Below are 15,149 nucleotides of genomic sequence, written 5' to 3' on the forward strand. Positions count from 1 at the left end.
AATGAAACGAATATACAACAAATTCAAGGGCTACACCCTTGCGGACTGCGATTGCAGATATTGCCTGTATTACGGAGGGCGGCGAAAAAGCAAGATCATCTGTCTTGTAGACGGGTGCGTCTGCGCCGATGAAATCCAGCAGGCGAAAAAAATGAAAGAAAGGAGTTCCTAAATGGAAGTCAAAATCAATAGAGAAATCAGGAATTACACAGAAGCGATGTTTTTTGGACTGTCACTGCGGCAGTTCATTTTTTCTGCCTGTGCCTGCGTAGTGGCGGTAGGTATCTATTTCTTGCTCAAGCCCTATGTCGGCACGGAAACCGTATCGTGGATGTGTATTTTAGGAGCCGCACCCTTTGCGGCTCTTGGTTTTATCAAATATAACGGAATGACCGCAGAGAAATTTATTTATGCGTGGATCAAGTCAGAGTTTTTAATGCCGAAAAAGCTCACTTTCCGTTCTACAAATACTTACTACGAAATGTTAAAGCCGAGTATCGAAGCAAAAGCAAAGGAGGCTATGAAATCGAATGATTAAAACACTTACCAATCTTCGCAAACAGGAAAAGGAAAAGTTTGTCGTTCCGAAGGGAGTTCAGGATGTGATCCCCATTACCGCCATTTATGATGACGGTATCTTTCAGATTGGAAAGGACAAATTTTCCAAGACCTATAAATTTTCAGATATTAACTATGCGGTTGCCAGCCGTGAGGACAAGGAAGCAATGTTCCTTGAATACTCGGAACTGCTCAATTCCCTCGACTCCGGCGCAACGACAAAAATCACAATCAACAACCGCCGCTTAAACCGGCTGGACTTTGAGAACAACATCCTTATCCCGATGAAAGGCGACAGCCTCGATGAATACCGTGAGGAATACAACAAAATCCTTTTGGAGAAAGCGACGGGCGCAAACGCTATCGTGCAGGATAAGTATATAACGATTTCCGTCAACAAGAAGAATGTTGAGGACGCAAGGAATTATTTTGCCCGTGTGGGCGCTGACCTGATCGCCCACTTCGGCAGGCTCGGCAGCAAATGCGTGGAGCTGGAAACTGATGAAAGGCTGCGTATCTTCCACGACTTTTACCGTGTGGGCGAGGAATCCTCTTTCCACTTTGATATAAAGGAAACCCGCAAAAAGGGACACAGCTTCAAGGACTATATCTGTCCCGACTCTATGGAATTTGAAAAGGACTACTTCAAAATGGGCGACCGTTACGGGAGAGTCCTTTTTTTGCGTGAGTACGCATCCTATATCAAGGACAGTATGGTGGCGGAGCTGACCGATCTCAACCGCAACCTGATGATGTCGATTGATGTTGTCCCCGTGCCGACAGACGAAGCGGTACGGGAAGCGGAAAACCGTCTGCTTGGCGTTGAGACGAATATTACCAACTGGCAGAGGCGGCAGAACTCCAACAATAACTTTTCGGCGACCGTTCCATACGATATGGAACAGCAGAAAAAAGAAATGAAGGAATTTCTCGATGATTTAACGACGAGAGATCAGAGAATGATGTTCGCCGTGATTACCTTCGTGCATACGGCGGATTCCAAAGAACAGCTTGATAACGACACGGAAGCGCTGCTTACCACGGCAAGAAAGCACCTTTGTCAGTTCGGCGTGTTAAAATTTCAGCAGGTAGACGGGCTGAATACGGTTATGCCGTTTGGTGTACGGAAGATTGATACCTTCCGTACCCTCACGACCGAAAGCCTTGCCGTGTTTATCCCCTTCCGAGTGCAGGATATTTTTCACGAGAACGGTATCTACTACGGGCAGAATGTGATCAGCAAGAATATGATTATCGCCGACCGCAAGCAGCTTCTCAACGGTAATTCCTTTATCCTCGGCGTATCCGGCGGCGGCAAGTCCTTTGCCGCAAAGGGCGAGATCGAGAATGTGATTCTTTCCTCGGATTCCGATGTGATCATCATTGATCCGGAGCGGGAATATTCACAGCTTGTGAAGGCGCTCGGCGGCGAGGTTATCCATATCTCCGCTACTTCTCAAAATCATATCAACGCTATGGATATGACGAAGGAATACGGCGACGGGGCGAATCCTGTTATTTTGAAGTCGGAGTTTATTATGTCCCTGTGCGAGCAGCTCATCGGCGGCAGCAATCTCGGCGCAAAGCAGAAATCCATTATCGACCGCTGCACCGCCAGCGTGTACCGCACCTATCAGCAGAATAACTATCAGGGCGAAGTGCCTACCTTGCAGGATTTCAGGGCGGAGCTTCTCAAGCAGGACGAGCCGGAGGCGCAGGAAATCGCCCTTGCCATCGAGCTGTTTACAAACGGCAGCCTGAACACCTTTGCGAAGCATACGAATGTGGATACCAATAACCGCCTGATTTGCTATGACATCTTAGACCTCGGAAAACAGCTTATGCCTATCGGTATGCTGGTCGTTCTCGACTCCATCTTAAACCGCATTACGCAGAACAGGGCGAAAGGCAGAAATACCTTCATCTTTATTGATGAGATTTATCTGCTGTTCCAGCACGAGTATTCCGCTAACTTCCTTTTTACCCTTTGGAAGCGTGTGCGTAAATACGGCGCTTATGCTACGGGTATTACGCAGAATGTGGACGACCTTTTGCAGAGCCATACGGCAAGGACAATGCTCGCCAATTCCGAATTTATCATTATGTTAAATCAAGCGTCTACCGATAAGTTCGAGCTTGCCAAATTGCTGAATATCTCCGATCTTCAGATGTCGTATATTACGAATGTGGAAGCCGGACACGGGCTTATCAAGGTGGGCAGCTCCCTTGTGCCGTTCGCCAATAAATTCCCGAAAAATACGAAGCTGTATAAGCTGATGACAACCAAACCGGGCGAGAGCGCATAAGCTCCCGCCCCTTGTTTCAGAAAGGAAATGGCAATGAGAAAAAAGATTTGTATTGCGCTGATGGCGGCGTTTACCGTCCTGCTCGGCGTCAGCAGCTATTTCATTATCGACCATTACAGGGAGGCGGAACATCAGGAGCAGATGTACGATTCTCTCGTACAGCTCGTAGAGGACAGCGAAACCGAGCCTGTCGAGCTGATTCCCTATTCGGAAGATAAGACGATACTGCCGGAGCTTACCGAGCTGTACCGTCAAAACAATGATTTGGTCGGCTGGATTTGCGTGGAGGATACGAACATCAATTATCCCGTTATGCAGACGGTGGATAACCCGAACTACTATCTGAAGCGTGGATTTGATAAAGAATACAGTTCTTACGGTTGCCCGTATGTGCAGGAGGACTGCGATGTCTTAAAGCCCTCGGACAATGTAGTGATCTACGGTCATCATATGAACAACGGCTCGATGTTCGCCGACCTTGAAAAATTCAAGGACGAGGATTTCTGGCGGGAACATAAAACGATTGCTTTTAACACCCTGACAGAGAAAAATGAGTACGAAATCCTTGCGGTTTTCAAAACCGTTGTCTACACCGACAGCCCGGAAGCATTCAAATATTACCGCTTTACGGACGCTCAGTCGCCGGAGGAGTTTGACGCTTATATTGAAAAATGTAAGGAGCTTTCCCTTTATGACACGGGCGTTTCGGCGGAGTACGGCGACAAGCTGATCACGCTTTCCACCTGTGAATACTCCCGCACGAACGGAAGGCTTGTCGTTGTGGCGAAAAAAGTGACAGAAAGCAGTGGTGCAAATGCTCCCGCAAATGACGGGGCGGCAGAGATACCGAGCTAACGCCCTGATAAAGAAGCTGTGCGCAAATTATGATGACGGGAACTGTCTGCTTCTTGATGAAGGGGAAGGCTGCGTCTGCGTACAGAGTATATCCTACTCGCTTTTATGCAGGTATTTCCGCAATGCCGTGCTTCCGGCAGATCCGGCGTTGGAAGCGGAGATACTCGGTACGCACCCTGACAGGTGCGTTTCCTGCGGCGCTCCCATTATCAAGCGTGGCAACAGGAAAAAGTATTGTGAGAAATGCGCCGGTATCGCATACAAAAGGCAGCAGTCAGAGTACGCAAGAAAAAGGCGCACAGAATCGAAAAATAGAGGGTAAAAAGTCCTTGATTTAAGCGGCTTTTCAGCCCTCGCACTTTGAGGGGCAAGGTGTTGATACCTTTCCCCCTCTTTTTTTACTTCAAAGCGTCCACGGGCGCTTGGAAAGGAGGTTTTCTATGCCGGATATTAAGACAAGGGATATAGCGAAAGGCACGATCAAAACGATTGATAAATCGGCGGTTGCCGCCGAGCGTATGAAATCCGCCTTTATCCAGACCAAAGAAAAAGCGGAACACTCCGTTGATGTCCCTGAAAGCAGTGCGGAGGAATACGCTTCCAACCGTTTAGAAAGCGGTATCGACCGAGTTTCCCACGAAGCCGTACACCAATTTGATAAGCAGGGGCGCAAGGGCGTTCAGGCGACAAAGCAGAATATCGTCAAGGCAAAGGACGGTATTCAGAAATTCAAGGAAAAGCGGGCGGCGCAGTCGCTTCAAAAACAGGCGCAGGCGGCAGCTCCACGAAAAGGCGTCAGTCAGAGTATCAAAGCGGTGGAACAGCCGAAGAAAGCAGTAAAAGAGTCTGCCCGTTCCGCAGGGAAAAAGACGATTAAGACGGTTGGGAAAGGCTCGGCGAAAACAGCGCAGAAAACGGTAAAAACCGCAGAGCGCACCGCTAAAACGACCGTCAAGACAGCGCAGCGTACCGCAAAGGCGGCGCAGAAAACGGCGCAGGCTACGGTCAAGGCTTCTCAAAGGGCAGTTCAGGCGGCACGGGCAGCGGCTCGTGCCGCCGTTGTCACGGCGAAAGCAATCGCAAGAGCGATAGCGCTTGCGGTCAAGGCGATTATCGCCGGAACAAAGGCATTGATTGCTGCAATCGCCGCAGGCGGCTGGATAGCGGTTTTGGTCATTATCGTGATTTGCCTGATTGGTATGCTTCTCGGCTCGGTGTTCGGTATCTTTTTCTCAGGCGAGGATTCCGGCACGGGTATGAGTATGCAGACCGTTGTGCAGGAAATCAATACCGAATACGATACCAAATTGCAGGACGAAAAAAACTCGGTATCTTATGATGTCCTTGAAATGAACGGCAGCCGTGCCGTTTGGAAAGAGGTGCTTGCGGTGTATTCCGTCAAAGTCAACACCGATCCGGATAATCCCCAAGAGGTTGCGACGATGGACGAATCGAAAAAGCAGCTTCTCACGGACATCTTTTGGGAGATGAACGAAATAAGCTCCAGCACCGACACCAAAACGGAGACGGTCATTACTGAAACCGATGACGGTCACGGAAATATCGTGGAGACGGAAAGCACGGTCACGCAAACCTATCTGTATATCACGGTCAGCCATAAAACCGCCGATGAGATGGCGGCGCAGTATGGATTTAACGAGGAACAGAAAGAATATCTCGCAGAGCTGCTTGCTGATGAAAACAATTCATTGTGGTCGCAGGTGCTTTACGGGATTACGGGGACAGACGATCAGATCGTAACCGTTGCGCTTTCCCAAATCGGAACAATGGGCGGCGATCCGTACTGGTCTTGGTACGGTTTTAATTCCCGTGTCGAGTGGTGCGCTTGCTTTGTGAGCTGGTGTGCTAACGAGTGCGGGTATATCGACGCTGGTGTAATTCCGAAATACGCAGGCTGCGTCAACGGCGTACAATGGTTTAAGGACAGAGGGCAATGGCTGGATAACAGCGCCGAGCCTACGCCGGGTATGATTATCTTCTTCGATTGGGCGGACGAAAGCGGTCAGGACGGATTATCCGACCATACGGGTATCGTCCAAAAGGTAGAAAACGGCAGAGTTTACACGGTCGAGGGCAACTCCGGGGATTCTGTTCGTCAGAATAGTTATCCGGTTGGGTATTACGAAATACTCGGTTATGGTGCGCTTGCCTATTGATCGGAAGGTAAAAACGAGCCGCTTGCTTAAATGCAGGCGGCTTGATTACATACAAATGAACTGAATCTGAAATGAACATATATTTTCGATTACGCTTCATTTTTATATTGACAATACAGTATGACATACAGTATAATGACATCAGGAGGTAACGCTGATGGGAGAAGAAAAAGATTTATTATCTACTTTGCTTCTGGAACTTCGCAGAGGGACATTGACAATTAGTGTACTCAGTCAGATGAATGAGCCGAAATACGGTTATGCTTTGGTGCAGAGCTTGGAAGAAAAAGGCGTTGCCATTGATCCCAATACCCTTTATCCTCTACTTCGGCGTCTGGAGAGTCAGCAACTTTTAGAAAGCAAGTGGGAAACCAGTGGCACAAAGCCAAGAAAGTATTATCAACGAACAGAGTATGGAACACAGGTCTATGAACAGATGAAAATATATTGGAATAATCTGTCTGCCGGAATCGAAAGGTTATTAGAGGAGGAAGAAGAATGACACCGAATGAGAAAGATTATATGGATCGATATATTTATCAAGTGATTCATCGGCTTCCCAAAGCACAACGAGAGGAAGTTCGTATGGAGTTGGAAGAACTGATCAGTGATATGTATGCGGATAGAGGCTCTATGGAAGAAGTGCTGACTGAACTTGGCGATCCTGCTGAATTTGCAAAGCAATATCAAAACGAGCAGAAGTATTTGATTGGACCTGAATATTTTGACACTTATTTGTGGTTTGTAAAAGTTGTCTTAATATGCGCTGCCGTACCAATTTTGATTATTTCGCTGATAAATGCGATAGGAGAAATGCCCGCAATCACTTCGCAGAACGCCGCCTCTGTTATTATTCGAGCTATTGTGGACGGATTGATCGTTGGAATTACCGACGCTATGCTGTCCTGCATATCCGCTTTCGGTGCAGTAACCTTGACTTTCGCCATTATGGAGCGGAAAAAGATTCAGATCGAAATGAAGAAGGCAGAGAAATGGTCAGTAGAAAGCCTATCTGAAGAACGAAAAACGCCATCCTCCAGATGGACGCCAAAGATTTTGGAGCCTGTACCGGATAAAAAAGCAATTATAAGTCGCGGAGATAGTATTGTGGGCATTGTGTTTATCGTTATTTTCAGTGTATTGCTAATTTTTGCCCCTCATTTCTTTGCTGCGATTTTTACGGAAGGCGAAGCCATAACAACCGTACCCGTTTTCAATTTGGAACAATGGGGAATTGTTCTGCCTGTCTTTGTAATCAGTCTGCTGATTGGTCTTATAGATGAGATTTTGCGTCTGATCATCGGCGTTTATTGTAAGCTGGTAATGATCAGCAATATTTTGTGTGGGGTAATTCAGATTGTGTTAAGCGCCATTGTGCTGAAAGTTTTACCTATCTGGAATCCGAATTTTGTACTTGAGATTGAACAGGCGTTGGGTGCTAATGCAGATTCAAGCGCAAACTTTTTCACTTACTGGAACGCTGATATGGTATCCAATGGACTGCTTGCGTTTATTGTTGTTATTACTCTGTTTGAGATTGGTGTGACGATTTACAAAACGCTCCGTTATGGGGTTTCCGTAAAAAACGGTATAAATTCCAATACATAAAAAATTGTAGTTTTTAGAATATTTTGATTATGGAAATAGTTTATGATGAAACAAAAATACGGTGCTACCCATTTGGGGTAACACCGTATTTTTTCCCGCTTTTATTGATTTTTATATTTATCCATTTCAACTAACATCTTATATAAATGTTCTTGCTCGGATTTACTTTTTGCTGCGACCAGCTCGTAACATTTCATAGGATAGCTGTCGGTGCTGCTTTCGCCTATCTTCTCAAAAAGCTGAGCAAGCGAGATATTCATAGCTGAAGCAATCTTTTCAATACTTTCAAGAGTAGCGTTCTTTTCCCCTCGTTCCACTTGCCCGATATAAGTAGGGTGGCAACTGGATAACTCAGCAAGCTTCTCTTGGCTCAATCCCTTATCAATTCTATAATTGCGGACACGCTGTCCGATTGTTTTTGCAATTTCACTCATAGTTCCAGCCTCCATTTATAGTCTATAAATATTGTTTCCGTAGTTCCACAGACTATTGATATTTATTGTTGACTTTGATATACTATGAGTATTATAATTAGATTTTTTGTGCTTTTAGGCTTTGAACTGGCTGGTGAACTTTAATGAGGGGAAAAACGGCTTGCTTTACCGGACATAGAAAAATACCGCCGGAGAGCATACCGGAACTCTCTCAGCGGTTAAAAAACACCTTGCTTCGACTGATAGAAGAAGGATATATGTACTTTGGCGCAGGTGGAGCATTGGGCTTTGATACGCTGGCTGCTCAATGCGTTTTATCCTTGAGAAAGCGATATTCACATATCAAGCTGATTTTAGTCCTTCCGTGTACCACACAGACAAAAGGCTGGAGCAAAGATGATATAGCGGTTTATGAGGAGATCAAAAGTCAGGCGGATAAGGTAGTATATACTTCTCACGACTATTTCCGGGGCTGTATGTTCAAAAGAAACCGCCATTTGGTAAATGGCAGCAGTGTCTGCATAGCCTATTTAACACAGGAGAAAGGCGGGACTGCATATACGGTAAATTATGCTCGGCAAAACAATGTGCAAGTGATAAACTTAGCTGCTCAATAGATGTGAAGAATGGGAAGATTGAAAAAAGTTCATCTCCGAATGGAAAGTATACTTGACATTTGCGCCCTCTTTGCTATAATAGAGATATGGAAAGCTGGCTTTCCATAGAAAGGAGGCGCACCGTGAAAAACCGTTTAGAGGAAATCCGGAAAGAACGGGGAATCAAGCAGGAAGAACTGGCTGCCGCACTGGAAGTATCTCGGCAGACTATCGGCTCGTTGGAAAACGGACGATACAATCCTTCAATTACATTGGCGTTTAAGCTTGCACGGTATTTTGATATGAGCATTGAAGATATTTTCATTTACGAGGAGGAAAAGCAATGAAGAAGAAAACCGGAATATATCTTGTAATTGGCATAGTCGGCATTGCTTTGGCTCTGAGCGCAAGATTTCTTTTACAGGACTGTTTGAGCGATTCGCAAAGCGGAGCGATGATCGGGATAGGTGCCGGATTGTTCGGCTATGGGATTGCGAAATGGTGTGTCGGTCTGTGGGGCGCAAAAAATCCCGATTTGATGAAAATCAATGAAATTGAAGAAAAAGACGAGCGCAATCAGCTCATTCGCAGCAAAGCACAGGCAATATCCGGCGAGATACTGCACTGGCTGCTGATGGCAGGCGCTTGGGTATGTATTTTTTTCGACGCACCACTATGGATTGTTCTTACTCTTGTAGGCGCTTTCCTGCTTAAAACAATCCTTGATTTTATTTTGATGGCATATTACCAGCATAAGATGTGACGGAGGATATTATGAAATTTGTAATTGAGCATTTGTCAAAAAGCTTTGAGAAAAAGGAAGTTCTCAGAGATATTGATTTTACTTTTGATGAAGGGAAAATTTATGGGCTGCTCGGCAGAAACGGCGCTGGAAAAACAACGCTGTTTAACTGCCTGAACAGGGATTTGAAGGCGGATAGCGGCAATTTCTATATAGAAGATGAAAACGGCGTCCGCCGTGAGGTGTCCGCAGAGGACATCGGATATGTACTCTCTACCCCGACCGTGCCGGAGTTTCTTACAGGCAGGGAGTTTTTGAAATTCTTTATGGACATCAACGAGAAGTCTATCAAAAATCCGAAAAGCATTGACGAGTATTTCGATTATATGAGTATTGAGCCGGAGGACAGGGATAAACTGCTCAAGGACTACTCCCACGGTATGAAAAACAAAATGCAAATGCTCATCAATATCATCGCTCAGCCGAATATCCTGCTGCTCGACGAGCCTTTGACATCCCTTGATGTGGTTGTGGCGGAAGAAATGAAACAACTGCTCCGTTCACTGAAACAAGACCGCATTACCATTTTCTCCACTCATATTATGGATTTGGCGCTTGACCTCTGCGATGAGATCGTGCTGCTTAATCACGGCGAACTGGAGGTCGTGGAGAAAACCGATTTGGACAGCAGGGAATTTAAGGATAAAATCATTGCGGCACTCAGGGAGGAAGGAAATGAATAAGACGCTTAAAATATCTTTTTCCCTGAAAAATACATACCGTGTCAACGGCGTTCTGTTTTCCTTAAAGCAGATACCGCTCTTAAAACGGTTGCTTCCGGTAACGCTGTATCAGGTAAAGGGACTGAAAATCTTTGCAAACATTTTGTCCGTGCTGTGGGAAATCGTTTCTGTATTCCTCGGCAAGTTCCTTTACTTTATCACGATGGTATGCGGTATCGGTATCCTTTATAACGGACTGCCGGATAATGAGGTGTTCCTGCATATCCTGCTGATTCTCACGGTAATCGGCAGCTTTGTAAACACACACCTTTTCAATCCGACAAAGGATAAATATTATGCGATGATCCTGATGAAAATGGACGCACGAGAATATACGCTTGTAAACTATTTCTACTCCATCCTGAAGGTCGTTGTGGGCTTTTTGCCCTTTACGATTCTGTTCGGTATGGACAGAGGCGTACCTTTGTGGTTTTGTCTGCTCCTGCCCCTTTGCATAGCGGGTATGAAGCTGTTTGCGGCGGCTGTTACCCTGTGGGATTATGAGAAAAGGGGATTTGGCTACAACGAAAATAAGCTGTCCAAATATGTGTGGTGCTGTATCGCCCTGCTTTTAGCCGCAGCCTATGCTCCGCCCGCCTTTGGTTTTGCTTTGCCTGCGGTCGTACCAATGGTTATATTTTTAGCGTGTATTCCCCTTGGTATGGCAAGTATCACAAGGCTCACTACCTTCCGTGATTATTACGCAATCAACAAGGAATTATTAGCCGGATTGACCAATCAGATGGACAGCACGGCACAGACAAAGCTTATCAAACAGGCAAATGAAAAGAAAATATCCGCAGATACTTCCATTAGCAGCAACCGCAAGGGCTTCGAGTATCTGAATGAGCTGTTTATCAAAAGGCATAAAAAGATACTCTGGAACTCGACAAAGAAGATTTCCTATGTGTGCGCTTTCCTTGTCGCCGCCGTGCTGGCAGGCGTCTATCTGCTGCCCGAAGAAAAAACCGTCATTAACGAAATCGTGATGACTTGGCTTCCGTACTTTGTATTTATAATGTACGCTATCAACCGTGGCACGAACTTTACACAGGCGCTTTTTATGAACTGCGATCACAGCCTGCTGACCTATTCGTTTTATAAGCAGCCGAGCTTTATCCTGCGGCTGTTTCAGATTCGCCTGCGTGAGATTATGAAAATCAACGCTGTTCCGGCGCTCGTGATCGGTATCGGACTGGCGCTGATCCTGTTTGCCACCGGAGGGACGGACAATCCGCTGAACTATGTAGTGCTGGTTGTTTCCATCCTGTGCATGAGCCTGTTTTTCTCGATTCATTACCTGACGATTTACTATCTGCTCCAGCCTTATAACGCAGGGACGGAGCTGAAAAGCGGCACATACCGGATCGTTTTGTCAGTAACCTATGTCATCTGCTTTGCCCTTATGCGGCTGCGTATGCCGATTATGATATTTGGAATAATGACTATCGTATTCTGTGTGCTTTACAGCATTGTCGCCAGCATTTTGGTATACCGCCTTGCGCCGAAAACCTTTAGACTTAGAACATAACGGGGCGGCTTTACTGCCGGAAATCCATAAAAAGAAACGGAGGATTTATTTATGAGAAAGTGTCTCAGATGTGGAACGGAAATGAAAGAAAACTGCGCCATCAAGGTAGAAGGCGCAGGATACGGAATTGTAATGTCATCGGACGAAAATAAGCTGTTCGGCGGCAGGATCGGCAAGCCGAAGGTAGCAATCTGTCCCAAGTGCGGCGAAGTCTCCATCTATGTGGAAGATGTAGAGAAGCTGTGACGGTAAATGGAGGCGGTATGAAATGAAAAAGATTTTATCTGTGTTTTTGATGTCATTCATCGTATTCGCTCTCTCTGCTTGCAATGCTGATGTCGTGAAGATGGAAGATTATGAGTGGAAAATGAGAACGGTTATGAGCAATGATACGGAAGCTGCCCAATATCAGGATGAACTCGTGGTTGCCGTAGGAGAAGCTGACGAGCTGTATCCTGACGCTGAAATCGTGGATATGACTTTGACTGCTAAAGATGGAGAAATCACGATAACGGATACCACAAACGGCAAGACATATAACGGCACTTATGAGGTAATGCAGAAAACGCCGAAGGGAACGGACTATGAGATTATCATTGATGGAGTGACCGGCTATGCTACCGTAGCTCCTACGGAATACTATGACGGAACTGAAATTCCGACGCTGCCAATCAATATAGGTGGCTATTCCTTATACTTTATCCCAAATGAGTCGTAATCTACTCAGGTTAGAGAAAGGCATAATGATGAAGATCGAGATTGAAAAGGATTTTCCCCAGTATTTTAAGCCAGCCTATCCGGAAGAATTTGAGCTGTTCTCTCACTTTGAAGTAACAGCAGGAATACCGACCGTTCTCTTTGCTGTCACGACTTGGAAAGAGAACGGGAAACCGAATGTGTGCTTTCATTCGTGGAGCTGCTTTCACGGAGATAAGACCGCTTTCTTTGCCGTGATGGGCAACCTGTATCAGCATACCCACACCTATGCCAATATCCAAAGAGAAAAATGCTTTTGCATTAACTTTCTCCCGATAAGCTGTTATGACAGGTTGGTAAATACCATTCATCAGAATGAATGGAACGATGACGAATTTGCAGCAGGAGGCTTTACTGTTTCCAACGCCAAAACCATTCACGCACCTGCGATCAGCGAAGCGTTTCTCACGATGGAATGTACCCTGAAAGAAATACAGGATTTAAGCGGTGCAGGTATTACGGCTATGGTCATCGGACAGGTACAGCACATCTCTGTGGAAGAAGCGTATGCACAAGGGTATGAATTAAGATATGGCAAGGACGGATTTATGCTGCTCGTGCCTGCGCCGCAAGACCTTGTTACCGGAGAGCCGAATCAGACGGCGATTGCCACCGTGCATATTGAGAAATACGACTGATTTAAGGAGAGAGCAAAAATGGCGGTTTCAAATATAAAAGCGCTGATCCCCGGCGAACTTCAAAAAGTGTGGGAGCTGGTGTTGGATATTGAAAATTACGGAGCTTGGAGAAGCGATTTGAGCAAGACAGAAGTTATCAGCGATAAGCAATTTATTGAATACACCAAAGATGGCTACCCGACGACCTTTACCGTGACGCTTGCTGAGCCATACAGACGATGGGAGTTTGATATGGAAAACAGCAATATGACAGGTCATTGGACTGGTGTTTTCACTGCCAAAGGCGACGAAACAGAAATTGATTTTACAGAGCGAGTGGAAGCGAAGAAATGGTTGCTGAAGCCCTTTGTGAAATTATATTTGAAAAAGCAACAGGCACAGTTTGTTGCAGATATAAGAAAAGCATTGGGAGGAATGTAATTGTGAAAAAGATGACCGGATACTGCGGATTGGACTGCGAAAAATGCGACGCATACATAGCGACCGTCAATGATGATCAAGCATTGCGGGAGAAAACGGCAAAGCTGTGGGCAGAGTTAAACAACACTCCTATTCTTCCAGAGCATATTAACTGCGAGGGCTGCCGTATGAATGGGGCAAAAACGGTATTTTGCGATAGCCTGTGCGGGATTCGCAAGTGTGCGTTAAATAAAGGAGTTTCCACCTGTGGCGACTGTTCGGAATTAGAAACCTGCCCGACTGTTGGGGCAATCCTCGAAAATAATCCGGCTGCTTTGGAAAATTTGAAAGGGTAAATACATAGAGTAACAAATTCACATTTGAGGAGATTAATTTATGAACGGAGTAATCCTATATCAATCAAAATACGGTGCTACAAAAAGATATGCTGAATGGCTGTCTGAGGAAACCGGGTTTAAGTGTATAGAAACAAAAAAAGCTGATATTAATGAAATTATTGCATATAACCCTATTATTTTAGGCGGAGGAATATATGCTTCCGGTATTGCCGGCTTGTCTTTCCTAAAAAAGAATATCAATAAATTGACGGACAAAAAAATTATTGTATTTTGTTGCGGTGCATCTCCATATGAAGAAAATGCATTTCTACAAATCAAAGAGCATAACATGAAAGATAATTTATCTGATATTCCCGTCTTTTACTGTCGTGGCGCATGGGATATGGACGCAATGTCTTTCAAAGATAGAACTTTGTGCAATTTACTTAGAAAGGCTGTTGCAAAGAAAGATCCATCTGATTACGAAATATGGGAAAAGGCATTAATGGCAGCCGGGGACAACAACTGCGACTGGACTGACAAAAAATACATTGAACCAATAATTGAATGTATTAAGCGATAAACACCAGTTTGTAAAGCAGATAAATCCTAAGTTGTTGAACAGGAAGATAAAGGAGCAATCAAAATGGCTTTTGATTACAAGAAAGAATACAAGGAATTTTATATGCCGAAGAACAAGCCCGGAATTATAGAGATTCCGAAAATGAATTATATAGCAGTCCAGGGAAAAGGCAATCCCAATGAGGAAAACGGAGAATACAAAAACTCAATCGGCTTGCTGTACGGCATTGCCTTTACCATAAAAATGAGCTATAAGGGGACGCATAAAATCGAGGGATTTTTCGAGTATGTAGCGCCGCCCCTTGAAGGTCTTTGGTGGCAGGAAAATACACAGGGGCTTGATTATGCAAGAAAAGAAGATATGCACTTTATTTCTATGATCCGGCTGCCGGATTTCGTAACGAAGGAAGATTTTGAGTGGGCAGTTCAGGAGGCAACGAAAAAGAAAAAGCAGGATTTTTCTAAGGTTGAGTTCTTCCCCTATGATGAGGGAATGTGCGTCCAGTGTATGCACATCGGCTCTTACGATGATGAGCCTGCTACCGTTGACTTAATGCACGACTATATGAAAGCGAATGGATACGAACTGGATATTACGGACACGAGATACCATCACGAAATCTATCTGAGCGATCCGAGAAAATGTGATGTGAGCCGATTGAAAACGGTCGTGCGCCACCCAATCCGGAAAGCTGAGTAATCGGATAAAGGTCAACAGGAAAAAAATAACTAAGCGGTCAATATTCCTTTCCTTATGGCAAGTATAGTTGGAAAGAGATTTGTCAAGGGTGTTTTTTACAAAAACCTTTGCGGTAATCTATGAATTTATTTTCTTTAATTTCTTAAT

Annotated in this window: 21 protein-coding genes; 20 read left to right on the top strand and 1 reads right to left on the bottom strand. The window is 45.1% G+C overall.

Annotation, left to right across the window (positions count from 1 at the left end; all coding sequences use genetic code 11):
* Window position 1: 1 nt before the first annotated feature.
* The 8 genes from CGICJO_RS02515 to CGICJO_RS02550 all read left to right on the top strand — a co-directional run bounded on the left by CGICJO_RS02515 (window position 2) and on the right by CGICJO_RS02550 (window position 7,504).
* The gene (locus tag CGICJO_RS02515; RefSeq protein ID WP_486499525.1) at window positions 2-172 is read left to right on the top strand and encodes a hypothetical protein; all 171 of its coding nucleotides are present in this window, start codon (window positions 2-4) and stop codon (window positions 170-172) included.
* The gene (locus tag CGICJO_RS02520; protein ID WP_486499526.1) at window positions 173-538 is read left to right on the top strand and encodes a PrgI family protein; all 366 of its coding nucleotides are present in this window, start codon (window positions 173-175) and stop codon (window positions 536-538) included.
* Window positions 531-2,864, top strand: a complete 2,334-nt coding sequence (locus CGICJO_RS02525) for a VirB4-like conjugal transfer ATPase, CD1110 family (RefSeq protein ID WP_486499527.1) — start codon at window positions 531-533, stop codon at window positions 2,862-2,864. The genes CGICJO_RS02520 and CGICJO_RS02525 overlap by 8 nt, the downstream gene beginning before the upstream one ends.
* Window positions 2,865-2,897: 33 nt before the next feature.
* Complete coding sequence (gene srtB, locus CGICJO_RS02530; RefSeq protein WP_486499528.1) at window positions 2,898-3,719, top strand: class B sortase; 822 nt, start codon at window positions 2,898-2,900, stop codon at window positions 3,717-3,719.
* Entirely contained in the window at window positions 3,679-4,041 is a 363-nt protein-coding gene (locus tag CGICJO_RS02535; RefSeq protein WP_082425123.1) for a cysteine-rich VLP domain-containing protein, read from the top strand. Before srtB ends, CGICJO_RS02535 begins: the two co-directional genes overlap by 41 nt.
* Window positions 4,042-4,159: 118 nt before the next feature.
* The gene (locus tag CGICJO_RS02540) at window positions 4,160-5,896 is read left to right on the top strand and encodes a CHAP domain-containing protein (RefSeq protein WP_486499529.1); all 1,737 of its coding nucleotides are present in this window, start codon (window positions 4,160-4,162) and stop codon (window positions 5,894-5,896) included.
* Between the two features lie 157 nt (window positions 5,897-6,053).
* Complete coding sequence (locus CGICJO_RS02545) at window positions 6,054-6,398, top strand: PadR family transcriptional regulator (protein WP_395506586.1); 345 nt, start codon at window positions 6,054-6,056, stop codon at window positions 6,396-6,398.
* Complete coding sequence (locus CGICJO_RS02550; protein ID WP_395506585.1) at window positions 6,395-7,504, top strand: HAAS signaling domain-containing protein; 1,110 nt, start codon at window positions 6,395-6,397, stop codon at window positions 7,502-7,504. Before CGICJO_RS02545 ends, CGICJO_RS02550 begins: the two co-directional genes overlap by 4 nt.
* A 101-nt stretch (window positions 7,505-7,605) precedes the next feature.
* Here CGICJO_RS02550 and CGICJO_RS02555 read toward each other — a convergent pair whose 3' ends face one another.
* Window positions 7,606-7,938 carry a helix-turn-helix domain-containing protein gene (locus tag CGICJO_RS02555; RefSeq protein WP_486499530.1) on the bottom strand — a complete coding sequence of 111 codons (333 nt, stop codon included), beginning with the start codon at window positions 7,936-7,938 and terminating at the stop codon, window positions 7,606-7,608.
* Between the two features lie 143 nt (window positions 7,939-8,081).
* Here CGICJO_RS02555 and CGICJO_RS02560 point away from each other — a divergent pair, with 143 nt between their 5' ends.
* The 12 genes from CGICJO_RS02560 to CGICJO_RS02615 all read left to right on the top strand — a co-directional run bounded on the left by CGICJO_RS02560 (window position 8,082) and on the right by CGICJO_RS02615 (window position 15,002).
* Window positions 8,082-8,555 (top strand): SLOG family protein, encoded by a 474-nt coding sequence (locus CGICJO_RS02560; protein ID WP_015518001.1) that lies wholly within the window; start codon window positions 8,082-8,084, stop codon window positions 8,553-8,555.
* Window positions 8,556-8,677: 122 nt separating this feature from the next.
* Window positions 8,678-8,881, top strand: a complete 204-nt coding sequence (locus CGICJO_RS02565) for a helix-turn-helix domain-containing protein (protein ID WP_178200657.1) — start codon at window positions 8,678-8,680, stop codon at window positions 8,879-8,881.
* Window positions 8,878-9,297: a hypothetical protein gene (locus CGICJO_RS02570; protein ID WP_395506584.1), complete on the top strand. Its 420-nt coding sequence runs from the start codon at window positions 8,878-8,880 to the stop codon at window positions 9,295-9,297. The genes CGICJO_RS02565 and CGICJO_RS02570 overlap by 4 nt, the downstream gene beginning before the upstream one ends.
* 11 nt (window positions 9,298-9,308) lie before the next feature.
* Window positions 9,309-10,019, top strand: coding sequence for an ABC transporter ATP-binding protein (locus CGICJO_RS02575; RefSeq protein WP_055056837.1), 711 nt, complete (start codon window positions 9,309-9,311; stop codon window positions 10,017-10,019).
* The gene (locus CGICJO_RS02580; protein ID WP_486499531.1) at window positions 10,012-11,589 is read left to right on the top strand and encodes a hypothetical protein; all 1,578 of its coding nucleotides are present in this window, start codon (window positions 10,012-10,014) and stop codon (window positions 11,587-11,589) included. The genes CGICJO_RS02575 and CGICJO_RS02580 overlap by 8 nt, the downstream gene beginning before the upstream one ends.
* A 51-nt stretch (window positions 11,590-11,640) precedes the next feature.
* Window positions 11,641-11,835, top strand: coding sequence for a nucleic acid-binding protein (locus tag CGICJO_RS02585; RefSeq protein WP_173729005.1), 195 nt, complete (start codon window positions 11,641-11,643; stop codon window positions 11,833-11,835).
* Window positions 11,836-11,935: 100 nt separating this feature from the next.
* Complete coding sequence (locus CGICJO_RS02590) at window positions 11,936-12,307, top strand: hypothetical protein (protein WP_486499532.1); 372 nt, start codon at window positions 11,936-11,938, stop codon at window positions 12,305-12,307.
* Window positions 12,308-12,332: 25 nt separating this feature from the next.
* Window positions 12,333-12,983, top strand: a complete 651-nt coding sequence (locus tag CGICJO_RS02595; protein WP_486499533.1) for a flavin reductase family protein — start codon at window positions 12,333-12,335, stop codon at window positions 12,981-12,983.
* A gap of 18 nt (window positions 12,984-13,001) precedes the next feature.
* Window positions 13,002-13,403 (top strand): SRPBCC family protein, encoded by a 402-nt coding sequence (locus tag CGICJO_RS02600; protein WP_486499534.1) that lies wholly within the window; start codon window positions 13,002-13,004, stop codon window positions 13,401-13,403.
* 11 nt (window positions 13,404-13,414) lie between these two features.
* Complete coding sequence (locus CGICJO_RS02605; RefSeq protein ID WP_486499986.1) at window positions 13,415-13,738, top strand: DUF3795 domain-containing protein; 324 nt, start codon at window positions 13,415-13,417, stop codon at window positions 13,736-13,738.
* Window positions 13,739-13,778: 40 nt separating this feature from the next.
* Window positions 13,779-14,303: a flavodoxin domain-containing protein gene (locus CGICJO_RS02610; protein ID WP_486499535.1), complete on the top strand. Its 525-nt coding sequence runs from the start codon at window positions 13,779-13,781 to the stop codon at window positions 14,301-14,303.
* Window positions 14,304-14,366: 63 nt separating this feature from the next.
* Window positions 14,367-15,002, top strand: a complete 636-nt coding sequence (locus tag CGICJO_RS02615) for a GyrI-like domain-containing protein (protein WP_486499536.1) — start codon at window positions 14,367-14,369, stop codon at window positions 15,000-15,002.
* The last annotated feature ends 147 nt before the right edge of the window (window positions 15,003-15,149 follow it).

Source organism: Candidatus Limousia pullorum, assembly GCF_057405065.1.